This window comes from Lutimonas halocynthiae (genome assembly GCF_030409835.1).
Lineage (GTDB): Bacteria > Bacteroidota > Bacteroidia > Flavobacteriales > Flavobacteriaceae > Lutimonas > Lutimonas halocynthiae.
This window is the reverse complement of the sequence record NZ_JAUFQO010000002.1, coordinates 160,214-180,577: the sequence shown is the minus strand read 5'-3', so window position 1 is coordinate 180,577 and position 20,364 is coordinate 160,214. Positions and strand designations below refer to the sequence as shown.

General features: G+C 36.3%; 18 protein-coding genes. 4 read left to right on the top strand and 14 right to left on the bottom strand.

Going from position 1 to position 20,364, the window contains the following annotated elements:
• Positions 1 to 39: 39 nt before the first annotated feature.
• A complete protein-coding gene (locus QWY87_RS03745; protein ID WP_290288368.1) occupies positions 40 to 714 on the top strand; it encodes a hypothetical protein in 675 nt (224 codons plus the stop codon).
• Between the two features lie 143 nt (positions 715 to 857).
• Here the strand turns inward: QWY87_RS03745 and mscL are convergent, their stop codons facing one another.
• A complete protein-coding gene (gene mscL / locus QWY87_RS03740; RefSeq protein ID WP_290288365.1) occupies positions 858 to 1,301 on the bottom strand; it encodes a large conductance mechanosensitive channel protein MscL in 444 nt (147 codons plus the stop codon).
• Positions 1,302 to 1,418: 117 nt separating this feature from the next.
• On the opposite strand from mscL, the gene QWY87_RS03735 reads away from it, so the two are divergent.
• The 3 genes from QWY87_RS03735 to QWY87_RS03725 all read left to right on the top strand — a co-directional run bounded on the left by QWY87_RS03735 (position 1,419) and on the right by QWY87_RS03725 (position 2,820).
• Positions 1,419 to 1,967, top strand: a complete 549-nt coding sequence (locus QWY87_RS03735) for an HD domain-containing protein (protein ID WP_290288362.1) — start codon at positions 1,419 to 1,421, stop codon at positions 1,965 to 1,967.
• 191 nt (positions 1,968 to 2,158) lie between these two features.
• Entirely contained in the window at positions 2,159 to 2,401 is a 243-nt protein-coding gene (locus QWY87_RS03730; protein ID WP_290288359.1) for a DUF6364 family protein, read from the top strand.
• The gene (locus QWY87_RS03725; protein WP_290288356.1) at positions 2,401 to 2,820 is read left to right on the top strand and encodes a type II toxin-antitoxin system VapC family toxin; all 420 of its coding nucleotides are present in this window, start codon (positions 2,401 to 2,403) and stop codon (positions 2,818 to 2,820) included. The genes QWY87_RS03730 and QWY87_RS03725 overlap by 1 nt, the downstream gene beginning before the upstream one ends.
• Here QWY87_RS03725 and QWY87_RS03720 read toward each other — a convergent pair.
• The 13 genes from QWY87_RS03720 to QWY87_RS03660 form a co-directional block, all read right to left on the bottom strand.
• On the bottom strand, positions 2,803 to 5,124 hold the full coding sequence (locus QWY87_RS03720) for a chondroitinase-B domain-containing protein (RefSeq protein WP_290288353.1): 2,322 nt from the start codon (positions 5,122 to 5,124) through the stop codon (positions 2,803 to 2,805). The genes QWY87_RS03725 and QWY87_RS03720 overlap by 18 nt on opposite strands.
• A 27-nt stretch (positions 5,125 to 5,151) precedes the next feature.
• Positions 5,152 to 6,435, bottom strand: a complete 1,284-nt coding sequence (locus QWY87_RS03715) for an Nramp family divalent metal transporter (RefSeq protein ID WP_290288351.1) — start codon at positions 6,433 to 6,435, stop codon at positions 5,152 to 5,154.
• A gap of 4 nt (positions 6,436 to 6,439) precedes the next feature.
• Positions 6,440 to 7,117, bottom strand: a complete 678-nt coding sequence (locus tag QWY87_RS03710; RefSeq protein ID WP_290288348.1) for a bifunctional 4-hydroxy-2-oxoglutarate aldolase/2-dehydro-3-deoxy-phosphogluconate aldolase — start codon at positions 7,115 to 7,117, stop codon at positions 6,440 to 6,442.
• 18 nt (positions 7,118 to 7,135) lie between these two features.
• A complete protein-coding gene (locus tag QWY87_RS03705; protein ID WP_290288346.1) occupies positions 7,136 to 8,353 on the bottom strand; it encodes a 6-phosphofructokinase in 1,218 nt (405 codons plus the stop codon).
• 44 nt (positions 8,354 to 8,397) lie between these two features.
• Positions 8,398 to 9,438: a sugar kinase gene (locus QWY87_RS03700; protein WP_290288343.1), complete on the bottom strand. Its 1,041-nt coding sequence runs from the start codon at positions 9,436 to 9,438 to the stop codon at positions 8,398 to 8,400.
• Positions 9,439 to 9,620: 182 nt separating this feature from the next.
• Positions 9,621 to 10,382, bottom strand: coding sequence for an SDR family NAD(P)-dependent oxidoreductase (locus QWY87_RS03695; RefSeq protein WP_290288339.1), 762 nt, complete (start codon positions 10,380 to 10,382; stop codon positions 9,621 to 9,623).
• Between the two features lie 61 nt (positions 10,383 to 10,443).
• Complete coding sequence (locus tag QWY87_RS03690) at positions 10,444 to 11,745, bottom strand: MFS transporter (RefSeq protein ID WP_290288338.1); 1,302 nt, start codon at positions 11,743 to 11,745, stop codon at positions 10,444 to 10,446.
• A 238-nt stretch (positions 11,746 to 11,983) separates the two neighbouring features.
• Positions 11,984 to 12,697, bottom strand: a complete 714-nt coding sequence (locus QWY87_RS03685) for a FadR/GntR family transcriptional regulator (RefSeq protein WP_290288337.1) — start codon at positions 12,695 to 12,697, stop codon at positions 11,984 to 11,986.
• 224 nt (positions 12,698 to 12,921) lie between these two features.
• Positions 12,922 to 13,842, bottom strand: coding sequence for a polysaccharide lyase family 7 protein (locus QWY87_RS03680; protein WP_290288336.1), 921 nt, complete (start codon positions 13,840 to 13,842; stop codon positions 12,922 to 12,924).
• A 21-nt stretch (positions 13,843 to 13,863) separates the two neighbouring features.
• Complete coding sequence (locus tag QWY87_RS03675) at positions 13,864 to 14,748, bottom strand: polysaccharide lyase family 7 protein (protein WP_290288335.1); 885 nt, start codon at positions 14,746 to 14,748, stop codon at positions 13,864 to 13,866.
• A 21-nt stretch (positions 14,749 to 14,769) separates the two neighbouring features.
• Complete coding sequence (locus QWY87_RS03670; protein WP_290288333.1) at positions 14,770 to 15,621, bottom strand: PKD domain-containing protein; 852 nt, start codon at positions 15,619 to 15,621, stop codon at positions 14,770 to 14,772.
• Between the two features lie 37 nt (positions 15,622 to 15,658).
• Entirely contained in the window at positions 15,659 to 17,074 is a 1,416-nt protein-coding gene (locus QWY87_RS03665; protein ID WP_290288331.1) for a RagB/SusD family nutrient uptake outer membrane protein, read from the bottom strand.
• Between the two features lie 23 nt (positions 17,075 to 17,097).
• Positions 17,098 to 20,229 carry a SusC/RagA family TonB-linked outer membrane protein gene (locus QWY87_RS03660; RefSeq protein ID WP_290288328.1) on the bottom strand — a complete coding sequence of 1,044 codons (3,132 nt, stop codon included), beginning with the start codon at positions 20,227 to 20,229 and terminating at the stop codon, positions 17,098 to 17,100.
• Between the last annotated feature and the right edge of the window lie 135 nt (positions 20,230 to 20,364).

Sequence of the window (20,364 nt, the reverse complement as noted above, 5' to 3'; positions counted from 1 at the left end):
TAATTGTATTATTGGTCCACGAAATAAAAAAATACCGCTATGAAAACTTTTTTTTTCTTCAGAATCCTTCTATTTATTTTTACTTTATCCATTTTTTCATGTGATAATTCAGAAAGCATGATTGAAGCAGATCAAATGAAAAATGATCAGGCTAAAAAATCAGCTAAAGCAAAAGAAAAATGTGCCACAATTCCAGATGGAACCATCGTAGATGAGGATGGTATGACAATTCAACCTGGTTTTAATCAATCAGGCTATAACTACCAGGCCAAAACGTATTCAGGGGAAATGCTACCTGACAAATATCCAGGATGGCATTTAAACTGGAAATGGAATGATGCTTTTTTATCAACGCAGGATTGCGATGGTGACGGGTATTTAGATATTGCCAATGGTGAGCTTACTTCCAATGGTGAGCTTACTTATCGAGGCACAGGCGCCTGGACCACAACAAAGTGGACCTCAACCTATACAGATCAAGAAGGGAATCAATGCCAGGTATCTCAGTTTACAAAATTCGTTGCCGTACCTCTTGATGCTACTTCAGATGAAGAATTTCACTACGATGCAAATGGCGAAGTGATTGGTAAGGTTGTAAACGCTGAAGGATTTGAAGATTTTGCCAATGTCCAGGTAATCTGGAATGATCCGTGTCAGGGGACTAACGGTGTTGACTATAAGGCTCCCGGACCAGTAGGCCTCGGAAACCGATAAGTAAAAATCTAGCAATTAAATTTAACCCCCTGAGAAGTGAGTTCTAAAACTTTAAAAATCTTAAATCGCTAATCCCTGCCTGCCGGCAGACAGGTCCAATCTCAAATCTCCAATCTCCAATCTTAAATCTCCAATCTCAAAATCTACCCTTTGCTCTTTAACAAAGCATTCTGCTCTTCCATCAAATCAGTCAGTTTACTAAGTAACTCTATATTTTTAGGCGTAACCACTGTAACGTCTTTGGTGTCTTCTGCTTTCTTCATGAGTCGGTTCATAAATTTGACCACCACAAAAATGGTAAAGCCAATAATGAAAAAATCGATGGCAGCCTCGAATAAAGCCCCATAACCAATCGCTACCTCTGCTTTTGACACAGTACCATCTGCAGCAATTATAGGATCTTTTAAAACGATTCTCTTGTCTACCATGTTCGTATTACCTGAAAGCAAAGATAAGGGCGGTAACAAGACCTTTTTGACCAACACATCGATCACCTTGTTAAACGCTGCTCCAATAATAATACCTACAGCCATATCCATCATATTCCCTTTGACTGCAAAATCTTTAAATTCTTTAAAAAGCTTCATTGTTTCTTATTTTAAGCCGTCAAAGATATCTGTTAATGTGTATAGTGCAAAACCACCGTAAAAAATTCTAAAATATTTCTAAAATTGCTATCTTTAATTCATCACAACCCTATGCCTATGGACCTACAGACACCATATCAAAAAGCCATCAAATTTGCAGGAGAAAAACACGACAATCAAAAGGTACCAGGGAGCCAGTCAAGTTATTTGGCCCACCTGTCAAATGTGGCCATGGAAATCATGGTTGCTGCCCAGCATACAGATAACTTTGATCAGGTTTTTGCTGTTCAAGTAGCTTTACTGCATGATGTGCTGGAAGATACTTCAACAACATATGATGAACTGCAATCGGTATTTGGAAAAAAAATTGCTGATGGCGTGTTGGCCCTTTCGAAGGATGAAACACTCAAAGCTGAAGCGCGAATACCTGATAGTCTTTCACGTATCAAAAAGCAACCCAAAGAAGTCTGGGCCGTAAAACTGGCAGACAGAATCTCTAATATGCAAGAGCCTCCTGAGCATTGGGATAAAAATAAACGAATGACCTACCTTAAAATGGCGGGTATCATTCTTTTTGAATTAAAAGGTGGCAATGCCTATCTTGAGAAAAGATTGGAGCAGAAAATAATTGATTATCAGGCATATATACCTGTTGATGGTTCTTAGTTATAGTCAATAACCAAATATCGAGTGCAGAGAATAATGTTTTTAATCTCAGTATATATGCGGAGTTTAAATATATGCACTGGCTATACCTATCGTTATAGCCACTCCACAAGCACCTTTTAGGTCTCGAAAAGATAATTTTTTATTTATACGTAGTTATTTACTATATTTGCACGTATAATAATAAAATTATGGATTCAAAACTCACACTTAAACTTAATGAAAACGTAATTGAAAGCGCTAAAAAATACGCAAAAGAAAACAATATTAGCCTTTCCAGAATGATAGAAAACTATCTACAAGCAATCACTATTGACAAAAGAAAAAAAATGAAAATAAGCCCTCTAGTTGAGAGCCTAACAGGAGTAATTGAGCATATAGACAAGGACTATAAAAAAGATTATACTGACTTTTTATCTGAAAAATACTCCTAATGGATGCATTACTAGTAGATACAAATATCGTTTTAGACTTATTAGCTGAACGAAAAGAGTTTTTAATAGAAGCTCAGGAATTATTCACCTTATCTGATAAAAAAGAAGTAAAACTCTATGTTTCTTCGCTAACTTTTGCAAATACATTTTATATTCTATCTCAAAATTTGAAGTTGAGTGATGCGCGAAAAATATTAAGGAAATTTAAGGTTCTCGTTGAAGTATTACCAATGGATGATAAGATTATAGATTTATCGCTTGAATCAGATTTTAAAGACTTCGAAGATGCTATTCAATATCATACCGCAATTGAAAATGATATAAAAATAATTATCACAAGAAATCTTAAAGATTTCAAAACCTCAAAAATACCCGTATTGACAGCCAAAAGCTATATGGGACTAATACAACAACCTTAATTTTAAATTCTCCTCTACCTTAATCTCTCCTGAATTTTCCAGGGTGTTGTCTGAATGCGTATTGTTTTTGGCTCCCCATAAAAGTGCAACCATTTTTACAGGATTATTTTCAAAGGTATTTTTTGAGATATCTACGTTTACAATACCATAAGAATTGATGAGGATACCTGCTTTAGCTTCTTTACCAGAGTTGGTAAACGTGCTGTTCTGAACAGATAAAGACCCTCCTATGGTAGATTCATCATAACCTCCACGATAATAATCGATCGGGCTTCCATTGATTTGATCAAATGTACAGCCGTCTATAAGCAGATTTTCTACATTATAATCACCTTTGTCATTGATTTCTTCAGACAGCTCGATCCCGAAGGCACAATTTGTAAAACGGGTATTTACAAAGCTGATGTGTTCAGAGAAAGATTCCTTGTATGCCTTAAGAATGTATTTAAAACCGTCTACCTCAACATCACTTGTATGGATATTATATAAGCTCGACATATTATCCTTTAAGGATGCAAATGCCATTTGAGTGCCTGATCCTTTCAGACTTATGCCCTCCAATACAAGGTCTCCTTTTGGATGCATTTCAAACAGGGCTGTATCTTCATTTCCTTCAAATTTCAGAACTGGTTTAGCACCTGCTTCACTCGACTTGATGGTCAGTTTTTTATCAATTTTCAAAGAAGCAGGAATTTTATAATTTCCTGAACTTAGACTTAAAACATCACCATCTTTCGCTTTAGCTATAGCGGCAGCTAGAGCGCCTTTTTTTGGCTTTACATTAATAACTTTCCCTTCCTTTTCAACTTGCACATTAGAATAAAATGTTGTTCCGTATTTTGACTTATCAAGAATTTCTGGATTTACACCATCTGAAGCTATAATAGCCCCCGGGCCATTTGAACCAGCTCTGGAATTGCCAAATATGTCTTTTGTGATTTTATCAAATTCAAACCCAGGATACAATTCAGTTTCTTTTAAATCAGCATCAGGAACGAAAATAATATCGCTGATTCCCTTGATTTTAAAATCATCAGATACCAAACCTTGGTTCTCTTTATAAGCCACGCCTTGATTATTGATCAGGTTATTTTTAAATAATACCCCGTCAATAGAATCATGTGCTACGATAGGATGTGCATCTCCCTTCTCATTATAAATCAAGTTATTTGCCACCACCGTTCTAATAGCCCTGGCTGATCTGATTTCTGAAGCAGGTAATACATCTTTTTGGCTAATATTGGTTCCTACACCAAATTGCCATGGAGACGCACAATTGACATAGGTATTAAAAGCCACAACCACATCAGTTACCTGATTATATCGATTTAATGGAGATTTTGGAATACCGTTCATCACAGCAAGTGGGCTACGAAAACTGCTTCCTTTTAAATTATAAAAATAATTATTAACCACCCAATGCCCTGTATTGATAACCCTGATGCCACCTATTTGATCTGAAGCATCGTCTCCTATAAAATAGTTTCCATCAATCATACAGTAATTACCGTGTCGCATCACCAAAGAACCTTCCGATTTATAAAAAACATTATTTCTGAATTCATTAAAATTCGTTTTACTCGATATCACCTCGACCTCGCCATTACATCTTTCAAATAAGTTATTGGCAACTAAAGTATTACTTGGTGACATTGAAGAATAACTGTCACCTAATTGTATGGTTTCGCCACTCGGCCCACCTTTTGGAGGTCTTGGCCCAAAATGATTATTGGTAATCTGGTGGTAATTTCGGATACTTCTATTTCCTTTTATACTTACCCTTACGGTTGGTCCGCGATTTGATTTTCCGGCGATATAACAATGATCCATAGTATTATGTCTTCCGTGAAACTCAACCCAACGATCTACCCTGTCTCGTTTTAATTGATTGTATCCCAGTATTACCGAATTAACCAAACTGCAATGATTGGCAACGGTATCTTTATGTATTCTAAATTCAACCACCACATCTGAAGGGGTTTGACCGTTTCTAAAAAACAAGCCGCTGGCAATCAGGTATTCTCCCCCGAATTTTAAATCAGACTTTCCTTCAATAAAAACCTTACCAGGCGTTTCAGCTCTCAATGTAATAGGGTTTTCTTCGGTACCGTGACTCGTAAATTTTATTTGAACGTCTTTCCAAATACCATCAGCCATGACAATCTCATCACCTGGTTTTGCATTATTTAAAGCAGCCGTCAGCGCTTCATTATCTGACACCAAAGTACCTTGGGCCTTTACCGCCAAATTAGAAGAAAGAAACAGGAGTATGAAAGAGCAGAAAAGTATTGATTTATGAGTCATGATGATATGTTTTTTAAATAGATGATGTTAGAAATAGGCTTGTAAGCCAAGAATTCCACTATAGGATACCAAACAGGAAAATATAAAAGCCAAAATAAGACCTGAATTGACCAAAATGCCTGTTTTATAAGTTCCCATTAATTTTTTGTTATTGATTAATAAAATAATCCCGAGGATTACGACTGGTAAAACAAACACGTTGAATACCTGTGATATGATTTGAATCTCAATGGGGTTGGCGCCAAAAACAGGGCCAATTAAAGCCACTAAACAAGCGATGGCCGTAACAATTCTAAATTGTTTTGAATTTGTATCCAACTTTCCTGACTGGTAATCAGCCAAAAGAAGTGGCGCGATTAAAAGACATGGAAATATAGATGATAGTCCGGCGCTTAAGGTCCCGAAAAAGAAAAGTGTCGTCGCAAATTTTCCTGCTACTGGCTCTAAGGTATTCGCCATGTCTAAGACCTGCTTAACTGGCATATTCTGATGAAATAAGGCGCCACTGGCCACGGCCATCACAGAACCACTAATCATAAATACCAGAATAGCAGCAATAATAGCATCCTTTTTTTGTTGGACAAGGTTCTTGATGGTCCAGCCTTTTCCTTGCACAAAAAGTGGGCGGGATAAAAAAGTGGCGGCCGCCATAGTAGTTCCAACAAAAGCAGCTACCATTAATTTACCTCCTTTAACATCTGGAATACTTGGAACCAAACCTTCAATGACTTCTATAGGTTGAGGATATACAAAAAAGAGGGAAATTAAAAATGACAGACCCATAATGGTCACAAAGATCACCAGGATCTTTTCAAAGAAAGTATACTTACCAACAAGCAGTAGCGCGTAAAACACAGCGATAATAACAACTGCTATGCCCAATACCATTTTATACTGATAGGGGCCTATTTCTGGGAAATAGACATTAGCCAGTTCAAAAATAATATTAGCTGATATCCCAAGAATCCCCATGAGGCTATTCCATTGACCAAACGTAATTCCAATGATGATCAGAATAGCGATGACCTTACCACCTTTGATGTGTTTTTTAAAACTGTAAAGTGCTGTCTCTCCCGTAAGGAGGGCGTAATTGCCATATACAAACATCAAAAGCCCCGAAAACAAGCAGCTAAGCATTAAAACCCATAACAATTGCATACCATAGGTACTACCCGCAACAATCATAGAGGTTACACTTCCGGTGCCAATTGTATAACCGATCGCAAATATGCCAGGTCCAAAACTCAATAAGATTGCTAAAGCTTTCTTTAAGAAATTGTTCCCTTTACTGTCTGCGAGTTCGGTACTCATAATATTACTTCGATGAAGCTTTTATCCCTTGAATAAGGTCAATTGAATTTTGTACAACGCTTTGGATCTTTTCGAGATCAAAATTGCCCTCAGCATCCTTTTTGATCAATTTTGATCCCATTCCTACGCAGGTTACCCCTGCGTCGAACCAGCCTTGCAAATTCTCTTTATCTGGAGAAACGCCACCTGTTGGCATGATACTTGTCCAAGGTTGAGGTCCTTTAATTCCTTTTACGAAATTGGGTCCATAAATGTCACCTGGAAATAATTTAACAACTTCACAACCCAGCTCTTCAGCTCTTGTAATTTCAGTCAATGTTCCACAACCTGGAGACCATAAAACTTTTCTTCTATTACAAACAATAGCAATATCTTCTCTAAGTACAGGCGTTACGATAAAATTTGCGCCCAAAGACATATATCTTGACGCCGCTGCTGCATCTGTAACAGAGCCGACTCCCATCACCATTCCTGGTAATTCTTTGACCACATATTTTACAAGTTCGCCAAATACCTCATGGGCAAAATCTCCTCGAGCCGTAAATTCTAATAACCGTGCGCCTCCATCATAACAAGCTTTTACAACTTGTTTGCTTATTTCTAAATCTGGATGATAAAACAAAGGTACCAGACCCGTTTCTTTCATTACTTGAGCTACTTCTAGCCTTGAAAATTGTGACATTTTATTTATTTTATGAGTTTAATTCCAATTTAAAATTTTCTTGACATCATAGTCTTCAGGATTGGCGACGTATTTTTTTGCCTCGTCATAATCCTTAGGTCTTATGAAAATCATATGGTCGATAAAAAGCTGGGCCATATCTGATTCAATATCTACCAATCGTGGTTGCACTTTGCCATTTTCATCTTCAAAATCTTTTAAGAACAAAGGTACAATGTCTCCATTTGAATTCGCACTGACTATACACCCGGTAGCACCTTCATCAAATAATTTCTTAACGCCAATACCAAGGAGCGTGCATAAAGTCAAATCAAAGGCTATCGGATCACAACATCGCAATTCATAGCCCATTTCAACCGGTCTTGACTTGATATCCAAGCCCAATTCCTTTAACTTGAGTTGTAAAAGGTAATTAAAAATATGCGACTTGCTCACATTTCCAAGTTCCGGATGGCCATGATCATCGTAAGTGAAATTTATACCTGAGTTTTTAATTTCATCCTCGTCCATAAAATGAAACACGCCTTCACTGACCATCGCTACGCCATACTCAATACCTCGTATTTTACTTTTGATGATTGAGGAAATAATCATATTGATTAATTTCTCAAAAGTAATGTTCGTTTTGTTGAACATTTCAGGAATAATCATCATTGGAAAATGACAGGCCGAAGCAATACCAAATGCCAAATGGCCCGCAGAACGGCCCATTGCGGCTACGACAAACCAATTTTCACTTGTCCGGGCATCTTCATATACGGTAGTCCCGATACGAACGCCTTCGTCTTTGGCGGTATGAAAGCCAAAAGTTGGATTTCTATCCGGGAGCGGCAGATCATTATCAATGGTCTTCGGCACATGAATATGTGCTACATCCAATTTTTTTGACACCAGATACTTGGTTAACCTGCTTGCAGTTGATGCCGTATCATCTCCACCTATGGTGACCAATAATTTGACATTGTATGATTTGAAAAAATCAGATCTGAAATCACTATCCTTTGGTTTGAATCTACTCATGACAAGAGTAGAACCACCACGGCTAAAAATCTTATCAGCTAAGGCAAAATTAAATTTTTGAACATCTGGTTTATCGGAAAATAAACCTTTGTAACCGCGATGAACACCAATAACATCATATCCTTCTTTGATAAAAGTTTTAGCGATGGTGCTAATAACCGTATTTATTCCCGGAGCCGGTCCTCCTCCACAAATTATAGCTACTGACTTTTTCATGTATTTAAAGATGACCTCTTAGTACGAAATTTTTTATTTCAGTGTTATCTTGCGACCCTTCCGGAGGCGTCTCCACCCATTAATTTTTCAACTTCAGCTACCGTTACTAGGTTAGCATCACCTTTGATGGTGTGTTTTAAACAAGAAGCGGCTACGGCAAAGTCCAAAGCGTTTTGATCGTCATCCGGGTAGGTCAATAATCCATAAATCAATCCACCCATAAATGAATCACCTCCACCTACTCTGTCAACAATATCTGTAATCTGATATTGAGGTGAGGCGAATAAAGTTTTTCCATCATATAGAACACCAGCCCATGTATTATGAGAAGCAGAAATTGATCCTCTTAAAGTCGTAATCACTTTTTTGGCTTTTGGAAACCTTTCCATCATTTGCTCGCAAACTGATAAAAATGCTTCTGCTTTTACATCATGCCCTTGGGTTGTGATGTCTAAACCTTCAGGTTTGATACCAAAATGCTTTTCAGCATCTTCTTCATTTCCTAAAATAATATCACAATGTGCCGTTAGCTCTGACATAATCGCTTCTCGGTCTCCACCATAATTCCAAAGCTTTGCCCTGTAATTTAAATCAGTAGAAATCGTAATACCCATTTCACTAGCTACTTTCACTGCTTCTAAACAAGCATCTGCCGCGCCTTGAGAAATCGCAGGTGTAATACCTGTCCAATGGAACCAAGCCACGTCTTTGAAGGCTTCTTTCCAATCGATCATCCCTGCAGTGATTTCACTCATCGCTGAATGAGCTCTGTCATAAACCACTTTAGAACCTCTTGATACTGCACCAGTTTCTAAGAAGTAAATACCTAAACGATCACCTCCGTAAAGAATCTTGTCAACGCCTACGCCTCTTTTACGCATTTCCATCATGGCACATTCGCCAATATCATTTTTTGGTAAACGTGTTACAAAATCAACAGGTACGCCATAATTTGCCAATGACACTGCTACGTTAGATTCTCCACCACCATAAATGGCATCAAATTGATTTGCTTGTGAAAATCTTAAAAACCCAGGAGGTGCTAATCTTAGCATAATCTCTCCAAATGTTACTACTTTCTTCATTGCTGAATATCTTATCTGTTGTTTTAACTGAAGGCTATACCTCCTTAATTATCTACATTATTACCCCTTACATCTGAAATTCAGTAAATGACCAAATCTACAGCATAAACTCCTCTGCGGGATATCGATGAATTTGCCCCTTTTTACCAGGGCAAATCATCTTTAAACTTATTACTTTATTTTTAGATTCCTAAAGCTTGTCCACCACCAATTTGGATCGTTTCAGCTGTTATGAATGATGCATCCTTACTTGCTAAGAAAGATACAACTGAAGCAACTTCCTCTGCCTCTCCTAATCTTCCTAATAAAATGCTGTTTTTAAATGTAGCAAAAACTTCTGGCTTAGTTTCTCTTGTTATAGCATGGAATGGTGTATCAATAGTACCAGGAGATACCGCATTGACTCTAATTCCATATTCAGCTAAATCTTTTGCTAAAGCTCTAGTAATTGCATGAACACCTGCTTTAGATGTACCATAAATACCAGCTCCAGGTCCACCAGCATTCCAACCAGCGTTTGAAGTGTAGTTTATAATAGAAGCATTCTTACCTTTTTTAAGGAAAGGAATCGCAGCTCTTGAAGCAAAAAATGCTGAATCAAGATTCAATGCCATTACGAATCTATAAAATTCAGTTGTCATGTCTTCAAACCGTGATCTTCCACCTAATCCACCTGCATTATTTACAAGAAGATCAATCTTACCATACTTCTCACCAATTGCTGTTATGTTAGACGTTACAGCCTCATCGTCTGTTACGTCAAACCCAACATATTCTGCAGTAATACCTTCTGCAGTAAGTTCTGCTACTCTTTTAGCTCCGGCTTCATCTTCAATACCGTTTAAAACAACAGTATATCCGTCTTGACCTAATCTTTTAGCTACTGCAAATCCAATTCCACCAGTGGCTCCTGTAATGATTGCAACCTTATTTTCTGAACTCATTTTTTTATAATTTAATTTTATTTATTCTGTTTAAAACTTACTTTATTCTTTTTTAAAATATCTATTTTCTTAGTGATTTTAATGGCTCAATCTTAGGAATCAATATCCATACACTCGCCATTACTATAAATGCTAGAGCCGCACCAAGTACAAAAGCAGGAGTATAATTACCACCTATCGTTAACATCGGCACCAAGGATACCAATCCGGCACCAGTTAATTTGGCTGCGGTACCTGAAAAACCAGAAAGTGTTCCCACCGTCTTTTTTCCATACAAGTCACTTGGTAATGTTTGAACATTTCCAATTGCTGTTTGAAACCCAAAAAGAACGGCTGCCATAATTAATACTGCGGCAATTGGTGATCCAGGATTAGACAAGGCCAATAAGGCTGGAAGCATAATAACACATCCCAGGGAAATTACTGCCTTACGCGTTTTATTTACACTCCATCCAGCTGTTAATCTATTCTGAGCCAATAATCCACCAAACCAGGCACCAAGCATTGCACCTACATAGGGTACCCATCCGTAAATACCAATAGCTTTAACATCCATACCGTAAACTTCAGAAAGATAGATAGGAATCCAAAAAACGAATAACCACCATATTGGATCTATTGCTGCAGAAGCAATAATAACCCCCCAACTTTGTTTACGTGAAAGCAATTCTGCTACTTTAGGATTGTATTCGTCTACTTTTTCAAGTGATGCTTCTTCATCTTCTTTTTGTCCCCCAAGTATATATTTTCTTTCCTCTTCTGTTAACCAAGGATGCGTTTTTGGTGGTGATTTTACTACTATTAACCAAGGAACTAACCATAGCAAACCAATAAGACCTATAATCACAAATATCATTTGCCAACTAAAATAAATCGTTAGAAAAGCTATAGTTGGTATCGCAACAATACCACCTATTGCAGCACCGGAGTTAAATATACCTTGAGCAAAAGCTCTTTCCTTCGAAGGAAACCATTCTGCATTTCCTTTTGCTGCTCCTGGCCAGTTTCCTGCCTCAGATATTCCTAATAAAGACCTGAAAATAGAAAAACTCACTACACCTCTTGCAAATGCATGAAGGGCAGTGGAAATTGACCAAAAACCAATTGATAAAACAAAACCTATTCGTGTACCTACCTTATCAAATATTTTTCCGAATATAGATTGTCCGAATGCATACGAAAACATAAAAACCACTGAAATCAGTGCATAAATTTCTTTTCTTTCGGTCATTGATTTATCGGGATATAAATCTTCTGATATACTTGGCCATAGTACAACTAAAGCTTGTCTATCAATATAATTAATTACAGTAGCCAAAGCAATTAAAGCAATAACCCACCATCTTAAACCTTTTATTTTCATCTTTTTATTTTTAATGAAAGATGCAACAGGTGCATAATTCTTCACTGAATAAGGTTAAAACCCCTTCACCAAATTTCTAAATTCAATATTACTTCGATAATGAATCAGGTGTCCGATTTTGATTCGGATCACAACTGATAAGGAAGAAATTAAAAAAATTTCTTTATTTGCGAAAGCAATACTTCCCTCTGTTTAATAACTTATTGCAATAGAATTGTGCACTTCTATCTAATTATTTTTACTTTTTTTCATCAGAATGATAACAATACTGATATAAAGCTTTAAAATGTTTCTTCATGGTTTCCTTGGCCATTTTTGGATCTTGCTTCTCAATGGCTTCGAAAATATTCTGATGCTCCCTGATACCCTTTTGTGCCTGATCCTCATCACAAACATGGTACCTTTCAAAATTGGTAATAATTTCAGGGGTTATCTTTAACATGAATGTGTTTAAAGTACTATTCCCTGAGGCATTTGCAATGGCCAAATGAAACAATAAATCTTCTTGTACAGCATCCTCTCCTTTCAACACTTTATCAGCAAAGGCCTTAAGCGCTAATTTGATTTGCTTTAACTCATCTTCACTTCTTCTCAAAGCAGCCAAACGCACCGTTTTCAATTCTAATAAAATTCTCGTCTCCACTAACGATTTAAAATCAGCTTCTTTTAATTGTAAAATATCATCAATCATTCCATTCATAGCAATCACACCAATGTTTGCCACAAAAGTTCCGCTTTGAGGAATTGACTTCAAAAGTCCATAAAATTCTAATTTCTGTATGGCTTCTCGTATATTACTCCGAGTCACTCCAAACTTTTCTGACATCATTCGTTCTGAAGGTAATTTATCTCCAGGTTCAAGATTTTTATAATTGATCAATTCCTTGATCTTATAAATGATCTTATTCTGTACATCTGTGTTCTCAGATTTTTTGATAAGTTGTAAATTCATTCCTTCTTATTTATTAACAATGGTTGATAGACCTATTTAGTAAAATTAAGCAAATTAATTAGATTTCTTTGTTAAGCCTTGAACTTACTGGTTAATGGGAAACCAGTAAATTCATATAGACTCGTTCTCAATTTACTCAAATAATTAATCTAATTTTATTCTATTCTCAATTTCTCAAGATTCTGGATTATTTCCATACTCTTTTAGAACCATTTTACTCCTTCTTAATGCCAAACTTCTAATTCATAATATTTTACGATGGCAAATGCACCTTCGTCTTTTGAAGACAAATAATTTCCTGCCTTAAAGTAATTCTCAAAAACACTCCATCTTTTCATGTCTTCGTTTTCTATAGTATAGGTGTCTTTTTCATTTAATATGATCTCCATTTTACCTGAAGAAGCTATAATCTCTAGAGTGAACGGCTCAAAACCAACATACTCATCAAAATTAAAACCTTCATCGTCACCCCAGGCGTCAGTGTGAAGTGATTCTTCAACTGTTGCGTTTTTATTTTTTAGGTATTTGCTTTTTACCCTTACGTATCCTTTATGCCAATAAATTTTCAATATTGGTGGGGCATTATTATCTTTTGCTCCAATCAATTCACGCTGTTCATCTGACAGCCTACCGTGAATTTGCATCATAATGGTTCTGTGAAAATCACCATCACTTTCTTTTGAAATTTCAGCTAATGCTAAAGTTCCTTTCATTCTTCCTCCCTCATCGAATGACCAATTCTTTGTCAGATCATTTGGATCCATCAGTTCTCTTAATTCAGTTCTTGAATAAGACGAATTAGCCGTTGAAGATGCAGGGTAAGTATAAAATACTAATGAACCATCAACTGAATCATTATACATAAATGGCTTTAAACTTTCATCACTTCCATAGTTAAGGATCTCTGGCGGATAAACCTCCGTTGGCCTTCCTATGGGCAATGTAACTTTCCAATGACTTAAATCAATTTCAGGTAGCTTATAGTTAATCTCTTCTTCGATTACCTCTGGAGGCATAGTTTCTTCAGGCAACTGCTCGTATACAGGAACAGGCGGCATGTCATCATTACTCTGACAAGCCATGCACAAGAAACCTATCACCGATAGACTTGTTAACTTAACCTTATTTAAAACTCCTTTTTTCAAAATTGAATTAACTCTTTTAATTTAATGTGTCACTTCTAAGTCAAAATACTTCACTTCTGCGTGAGCTTCTTTGTCTTTAGATTGTAAATAATTCCCTGCCTTAAAATAATTTTCAAATACACCCCATTTTTCCATGTGGATATCATCATAAACAGCAAATTCTGTTTTATTTAGAGACACGACCAATTTTCCTTCAGAAACTTTAACTTCTAATTCGAAAGGTTTAAATCCTACTTCCTCTTTAAAAGTATGTCCTTTATCATCTGTCCAAGAATCTGTTCTTAAAATTTCGGTATCAGACATTGAAAGATCTTTAAGCACTTTGGTTTTGACTCTCACCTTTCCATTTTGCCAGTATATTTTCAATACTGGTGGTGCATTATTATCTTTCTGCCCAATCAAATCACGTTGTTCATTAGATAAACGCCCGTGAATTTGCATGATAATGACTTTATGGTATTTACCGTTTTTATCTTTCGATACTTCACCCATTGCTAACCTGCCCTTCATCTTTCCTCCTTGTTTGAAGGTCCAATTCACATTGTTTTCTCCAGGTTCCATTTGTTCTCTTAATTCAGAACGCGAATACTTGGTATTGGCAGTAGTGGCATTAGGTACAGCATAAAAAACAAGTGCGCCTCTTACCGAATCATTGTACATGTATGGTTTTAAGACTTCATTATTGGCATAATCCAATATGTCAGGAGGGGCCACTTCCGCAGGGTCTCCTGCGGGAATGGTTACCTTCCAATGACTTAAATCTATATCAGGTAATTTATACTTCTTCTTCTTTTTTCCCTTCTTTTGTTTTGTCTCCTTGGTTTCCTTTTGTTCCTGTGCCTGAATTTCAGGAGCAGAAATCAATAAAATCAATGAAAGCAACAAAATTTTGGATACTGAACTCATATAGTTACCTTTTATTTATTCCTATTCTGCCAATTCTATTTTCACTTCATCAGCTCTAGCTTCAGCGACATTATTACTATCAATCCAAAGTGCAATAGTATTCGTGTCACCAGTATCAAAAGTAAGTGTCAGCTTATTCCAGGTCTTAGAACCTTCTTGTGTAGTTCCGTCTGCTGATGCTATAATAGCATCTGCAGCTTCACTCGCATCCGAAATACCTTTACCCAGAATTGATAATCTCAAAATTCCTTGATCAGTAGTTTCTTTCATTGAATAATATAAAGAAACTGTATATTTCGTATTAGGCGTTACTGTAAGTGCCTGATATGAAACTCTAGGATCTCCAGCATCATATTTAGCTGATTGCTCACCAGAATATTCATCTCCTGAAATTCCATGAATTTTACCCCCTGAAATTCTCCAACAATCACGTCCATCAGCTGCAGTACCGCAAGCCGTACTTCCATCTTCAAAACCTGCTTCATTGATAATAGGAGTAATAGCAGAAGGCTCTTCAACTATCACAATTGCAGAAGTCGTACTTACTGCTCCAAGTTTATCAGAAGCTGTTAAGGTTACTGTATATTGACCCACGGTTGCATATACATTGGATGGTTCTTTATCCGTTGATCCATTTCCATCACCAAAATCCCAACTATAATCTGTGGCACTTCCCGATAGATTCGCAAAATTGACTTGCAAGAAATTATCCGGACTGGTCACTGCACCAAAAGCTGCTGATGGCGGCGTAAGGTCAGGTATTGAACCTGCTTCCGGTAGTTCAAAATCAGAGCATGAAGACAATGAAAGTGTCATCGCTACTGCTAAACCAAGCAATACCTTAGTATTGATTAATTTATTTATGTTTATCATATAATTCATAATTTTATTTTTATAATTAATACTGATATTAATAACCAGGATTTTGCTCTAACAAACCATCACCCAAATTGATTTCTCTTTGAGGAAACGGTAATAATAAGTCTGTTGCACTGAATCCGTATCCGTTATCTGCTGCAAATTGCTCTAAAATGCCATAACCAACATCAAATCGTAAAAGATCATACCATCTCTGGTTTTCAAAAGCTAATTCTACCCTTCTTTCAATTAGTAACTCCTCTTTGGAAATACTTGCTACTGCATCAGTTAAACCTGCTCTATCTCTAATTTGTTGAAATGAATTCAAAGCGTTACTATCAGAAGTACTCTCACCACCGGCCAATATAGCCTCAACGTGCATTAACAATACATCTGCATAACGTAAAACAACCCAATCGTTTCCTGCCAAAGTAGGATCACCTGATGTTGGCTCAATGCCAAGACTTGAATCTCCATTTGGAAGGTATTTTACAACCTGAGTCTGTGTAGGTTGACCAGCATCTACTCTATAAGAATACTGTGCTCTCTCACCACCATACATGTCTAAAGCTTCTATGGCTTCATCAGTTACATAGTTCAATCCTGAAGATCGTCCTACTCCATTCAACCATTCTGCTGAAAAATTTTGACTATCCTGAGTATCATCAGCAACATATTCTATGGCAAAAATGATCTCGTCATTTCTTTCATTAAAGAATACATCCTTTAAATTATCTTCTAGAGAAAATCCACTTGACATTACTGATTCACATAATGTTCTTGCTTCAGAATAATTTCCTCTTGTTAAATACACCTTAGCTAATAAAGCTTCTGCTGCTGCTTTTGAAGCCCTACCATAATTTGAATTATCAAGCTTCGAAACCGCAGTTTGTAAATCAGAAATAATTAAACTATAAACTGTAGCAACATCAACTCTAGTATATTGTGACTCTTCATCAGAAATCTCAATTACCCTATCAATTAATGGAACTGGCCCCCATAATCTAACCAAGTTAAAATATGTGTAAGCGCGAACAAATTTAGCTTCTCCTTCAAACTTACCTATAGCTTCAGCACTTGCCGCTTCTAAATTTTCTAAAACAGTATTCGCTCTAAAAATTACATCGTAAGAACTTCTATAATAGTCATATACAATTCCATTTGTAGATTCTATAGCAAAACTTTCAAATTGCGCTGGTTCCCCTTCGCTACTTTTAGTTCTTGTATTATCACTTCTCATTTCGGTTACCTGATACTCAACTTGAGTTGCATGGTTACTTTCAGATCTCGTATCATTGATACCTTGAAGTCCGGAATACATATTATTCACAGCCGCTTGTATTTCTTGATCATTCGTATAATACGAACCCGCATCAACAGCACTTGTTGGTTCAGGCGATAGATAATCCTCACAAGAGGACATACTAACCGCTAATAACAATAATGTTAAATTTTTTATTAGTTTCATAATATTATTTATTATTGGTTAAATTAAAACTGCAGGTTAAAACCTAATGATACCGTGCTGTAAACTGGAGCACCTGCTCTTTGATAACCATATGTCGTAGAACTTGTATTGTCTACTGACTCTGGGTTGTAACCTGTATAATCATCTGCTCTCCAATACAGTAAGTTTTGACCAGATATGTATAATCTTCCTCCAGAGAAAATACCACTTTGAGTAGTCCATTCGTCTGGGAAATTATATCCAAGATTTACATTTCTTAAAGACACGTAAGAAGCATCTTGAATGATATCATCAGTAAAGATCTTCTGCTTAATAAATCCTTGATCAGGAGTCGTTGCAGGATTGAAATCCTGTCTAGAATTAAAGTGATTGAAAATGTATTGATCACCCATATTTCTAATTTTTGCACCGTGACTTCCTTGGAACATAAAACTAAGATCAAAATTGTTCAGTTTAAACGTATTGGTGAAACTCCAAATAAAATCTGGATAAGGATCTCCAAGAATGGTCTTATCATCATCATCAATTAAACCATCACCATTTAAATCTCTTACATAAACATCTTGAGCCTCTGCACCAATTGGATGCCAAGGATTGTTGATATATTCTAGAGGAATATCTCTGTCAACTACCCAACCATAAAATGAAGAGATAGGGTTTCCTTCTAAATTGATCCATTCGGATGCTCTTTTAGAATCAACATTTGTAATATTCCCGTTTGAATCAGCAAAATCTTTTAATGTATTCTCATTATGAGACATGATTACCATAGAAGACCATGAGAAATTTTCTTTCATGATATTCTTTGTTCTCAATTCAAATTCAACACCTTGATTTTCAACTTCTCCAATATTTACTAAGGCTTGTGTAAACCCAGTAGTACTAGATATATCGTTATTCAATAATAATTGACTACTTGTTCTATTGTAGTATTCAAACGAACCCGTAATTCTGTTATTTATGAAACCAAAATCAATACCAGGGTTAATCTCAACTGATTGTTCCCACTGTAACTGAGCATTTGCTATGTTTTGTGCAGTAATACCAGTAACCTTAGTTCCATTCACAATAGAAGTACCAGTAGTTAGCAAAGCATATGATGGATAATTATCAACCAACAGATCACCTGTTGAAAGATTAAAATTACCACTCGAAACATTTGGATTTTGATTTCCCGTGTTTAACCTATCATTACCAGTTATACCATAACTAATTCTTAATTTTAGGTAACTAACGGCTTTACTATCTTGTAAGAAGTCTTCATTACTGATATTCCAACCAGCAGAAATTGCCGGGAAACTACCATATTTATTATCTGGACCGAATATAGAACTTCCTTCTTGTCTAAAACTAGCTGAAACTAAATACTTGTCTTTATAAGCATAATTGGCTCTGAAAAAATAAGCCTGCTGTCTTTTTTGCCAAGTCATTGAAGTAGCACCGGAAATAACCGCTGCACCACTAATTGTTTTAACATCATCAGATTCATATCCAGTAGCATCAATTCTTGAAAAATAAGAATCATAACTCTCTATAGAAACACCAGCAATAGCACTAAAATCGTGTACTTCATTAAAAGTTTTGTTATAAGATAAAACATTATCCCAAATCAAGTGGATACGTTCTTCATTTGTCTCTTGATTTGAAGCAGCAGAAGCACCATTTCTATTTGATAAAACACCTTGCCATCTTTGTCTTCTGGTATTTTGGAAATCACCTGAAAGTGCAGTTCTAAAACTCAAACCATCTATAATATTCCATTGACCGTACATACTACCGTTCAATTTGAATTTTTTATCTGTACGTTCTCTTTCCAATACCTTCGCACCTGGATTGGTATTTGATGTATTACTGATATCAGTTCCTCCAGAAGCCACTGCCTGACCTGTCTCTAAATCCCAGTCATCAAACATTCTTTGAATAGCATAATCACCAATTTGTGCATCTGCATATTTTCCACCGTCTCTAACTCTGTTTACAAATTGAATAGTGTTTTCATCCAAATATAAAGGCAACCATGGTGGCTGTCTTGTGATATCATGAGTAGAACCATCCATTCTTCTTGTGTCTGAATAAGAAGGGGTAAGGCTTACACCTGCAGAAAACTTATCATTGAATTGAGTATCAACTCTTAACTTCAAGTTATATTTTTTGAAATCATCTGTCAATAAAACACCTTCATCATGCAAGTAACTTAAAGCAGTACTAAATTTTGTTTTTGCACTACCACCTCTAACACTTAAAGCTGTATTTGTGATAATTCCACCATCGAAAATAATGTCTTGCCAATCTTGGTCAACACCTAATTGTTGCTTAACCAATGTTTGATCTGACAATTCACCAGTAGCGGCTAACTCTTGAGCTGCCCAGTCTGCCACTGAAAAATTATAAGCATCACTCTTATGAGCCGATTTAACACCAGTATAATGGTTTAAACTGAATCGAGTTCTTCCTTCTTTTCCTTGTTTTGTAGTAATTTGAATAACACCATTACCAGCTCTAGCTCCAAAAATGGCTGCAGATGCAGCATCCTTTAAAACCTCAAAAGATTCGATATCATTCATATCCATGTTGGTAAGGAAGTCATTGTCAACAATAGCTCCATCAACAACAATTAGCGGCCCCTGGATACCTGTAACAGAACCATTACCCCTAATACGGATTGTTGGTGCGGCACCAGCCTCACCACTTGTTTGTTGCACATTAACCCCAGATACTTGTCCTACAAGAGCATCATCAACCCTTGGTACGGCAATTTGATCGAGGTTTTCATTTGTAACCTTGGAAATTGCTCCAGTTAAATGTGATTTTTTCTGTGTTCCATATCCAATCAGAATTACTTCATCTAATTGATTAAGGTCTTCAACCAATGCAATATTTAAAGTTGTTTGACTTTGAATATCGATAGTTTGTGATACATAGCCTAGATAAGAAATCTTAAGTTGATCACCAGTTTTTACGTCTACCTCAAAATTCCCGTCAAAATCTGTTACTACACCATCAGATGTATTAACGATCAATACACTAACACCAGGAAGCGCAGTTCCGTCTGTCTCTGCAGTTATCGTACCTGATAATGAATAAGTGTCCTGAGCAAACAAAGGAATATTAAGAAGTAAGACTACGACTAATATTAATTTAGCTTTTAAATTCATAATTATTTTGTTATGTTCTTATATAAAATTCAATTAGATACCTTACCATATATGGGCTTCGGTATCATCTCTAACCTATTACTGAATAAAAACAGACACTCTGATAAATCGAAAAGATTTTGTAATTTTGCAGAA

Coding starts and splice junctions, on each gene's coding strand:
- QWY87_RS03700 (WP_290288343.1), bottom strand. CDS start 9,438: ATGAAGAAAGTAGTAACATTTGGAGAGATTATGCTAAGATTAGCACCT.
- QWY87_RS03720 (WP_290288353.1), bottom strand. CDS start 5,124: ATGACTCATAAATCAATACTTTTCTGCTCTTTCATACTCCTGTTTCTT.
- QWY87_RS03660 (WP_290288328.1), bottom strand. CDS start 20,229: ATGAATTTAAAAGCTAAATTAATATTAGTCGTAGTCTTACTTCTTAAT.
- QWY87_RS03665 (WP_290288331.1), bottom strand. CDS start 17,074: ATGAAACTAATAAAAAATTTAACATTATTGTTATTAGCGGTTAGTATG.
- QWY87_RS03725 (WP_290288356.1), top strand. CDS start 2,401: ATGGATGCATTACTAGTAGATACAAATATCGTTTTAGACTTATTAGCT.
- QWY87_RS03685 (WP_290288337.1), bottom strand. CDS start 12,697: ATGAATTTACAACTTATCAAAAAATCTGAGAACACAGATGTACAGAAT.
- QWY87_RS03745 (WP_290288368.1), top strand. CDS start 40: ATGAAAACTTTTTTTTTCTTCAGAATCCTTCTATTTATTTTTACTTTA.
- QWY87_RS03710 (WP_290288348.1), bottom strand. CDS start 7,117: ATGTCACAATTTTCAAGGCTAGAAGTAGCTCAAGTAATGAAAGAAACG.
- QWY87_RS03675 (WP_290288335.1), bottom strand. CDS start 14,748: ATGAGTTCAGTATCCAAAATTTTGTTGCTTTCATTGATTTTATTGATT.
- QWY87_RS03690 (WP_290288338.1), bottom strand. CDS start 11,745: ATGAAAATAAAAGGTTTAAGATGGTGGGTTATTGCTTTAATTGCTTTG.
- QWY87_RS03695 (WP_290288339.1), bottom strand. CDS start 10,382: ATGAGTTCAGAAAATAAGGTTGCAATCATTACAGGAGCCACTGGTGGA.
- QWY87_RS03670 (WP_290288333.1), bottom strand. CDS start 15,621: ATGATAAACATAAATAAATTAATCAATACTAAGGTATTGCTTGGTTTA.
- QWY87_RS03735 (WP_290288362.1), top strand. CDS start 1,419: ATGGACCTACAGACACCATATCAAAAAGCCATCAAATTTGCAGGAGAA.
- QWY87_RS03705 (WP_290288346.1), bottom strand. CDS start 8,353: ATGAAAAAGTCAGTAGCTATAATTTGTGGAGGAGGACCGGCTCCGGGA.
- QWY87_RS03715 (WP_290288351.1), bottom strand. CDS start 6,435: ATGAGTACCGAACTCGCAGACAGTAAAGGGAACAATTTCTTAAAGAAA.
- QWY87_RS03730 (WP_290288359.1), top strand. CDS start 2,159: ATGGATTCAAAACTCACACTTAAACTTAATGAAAACGTAATTGAAAGC.
- mscL (WP_290288365.1), bottom strand. CDS start 1,301: ATGAAGCTTTTTAAAGAATTTAAAGATTTTGCAGTCAAAGGGAATATG.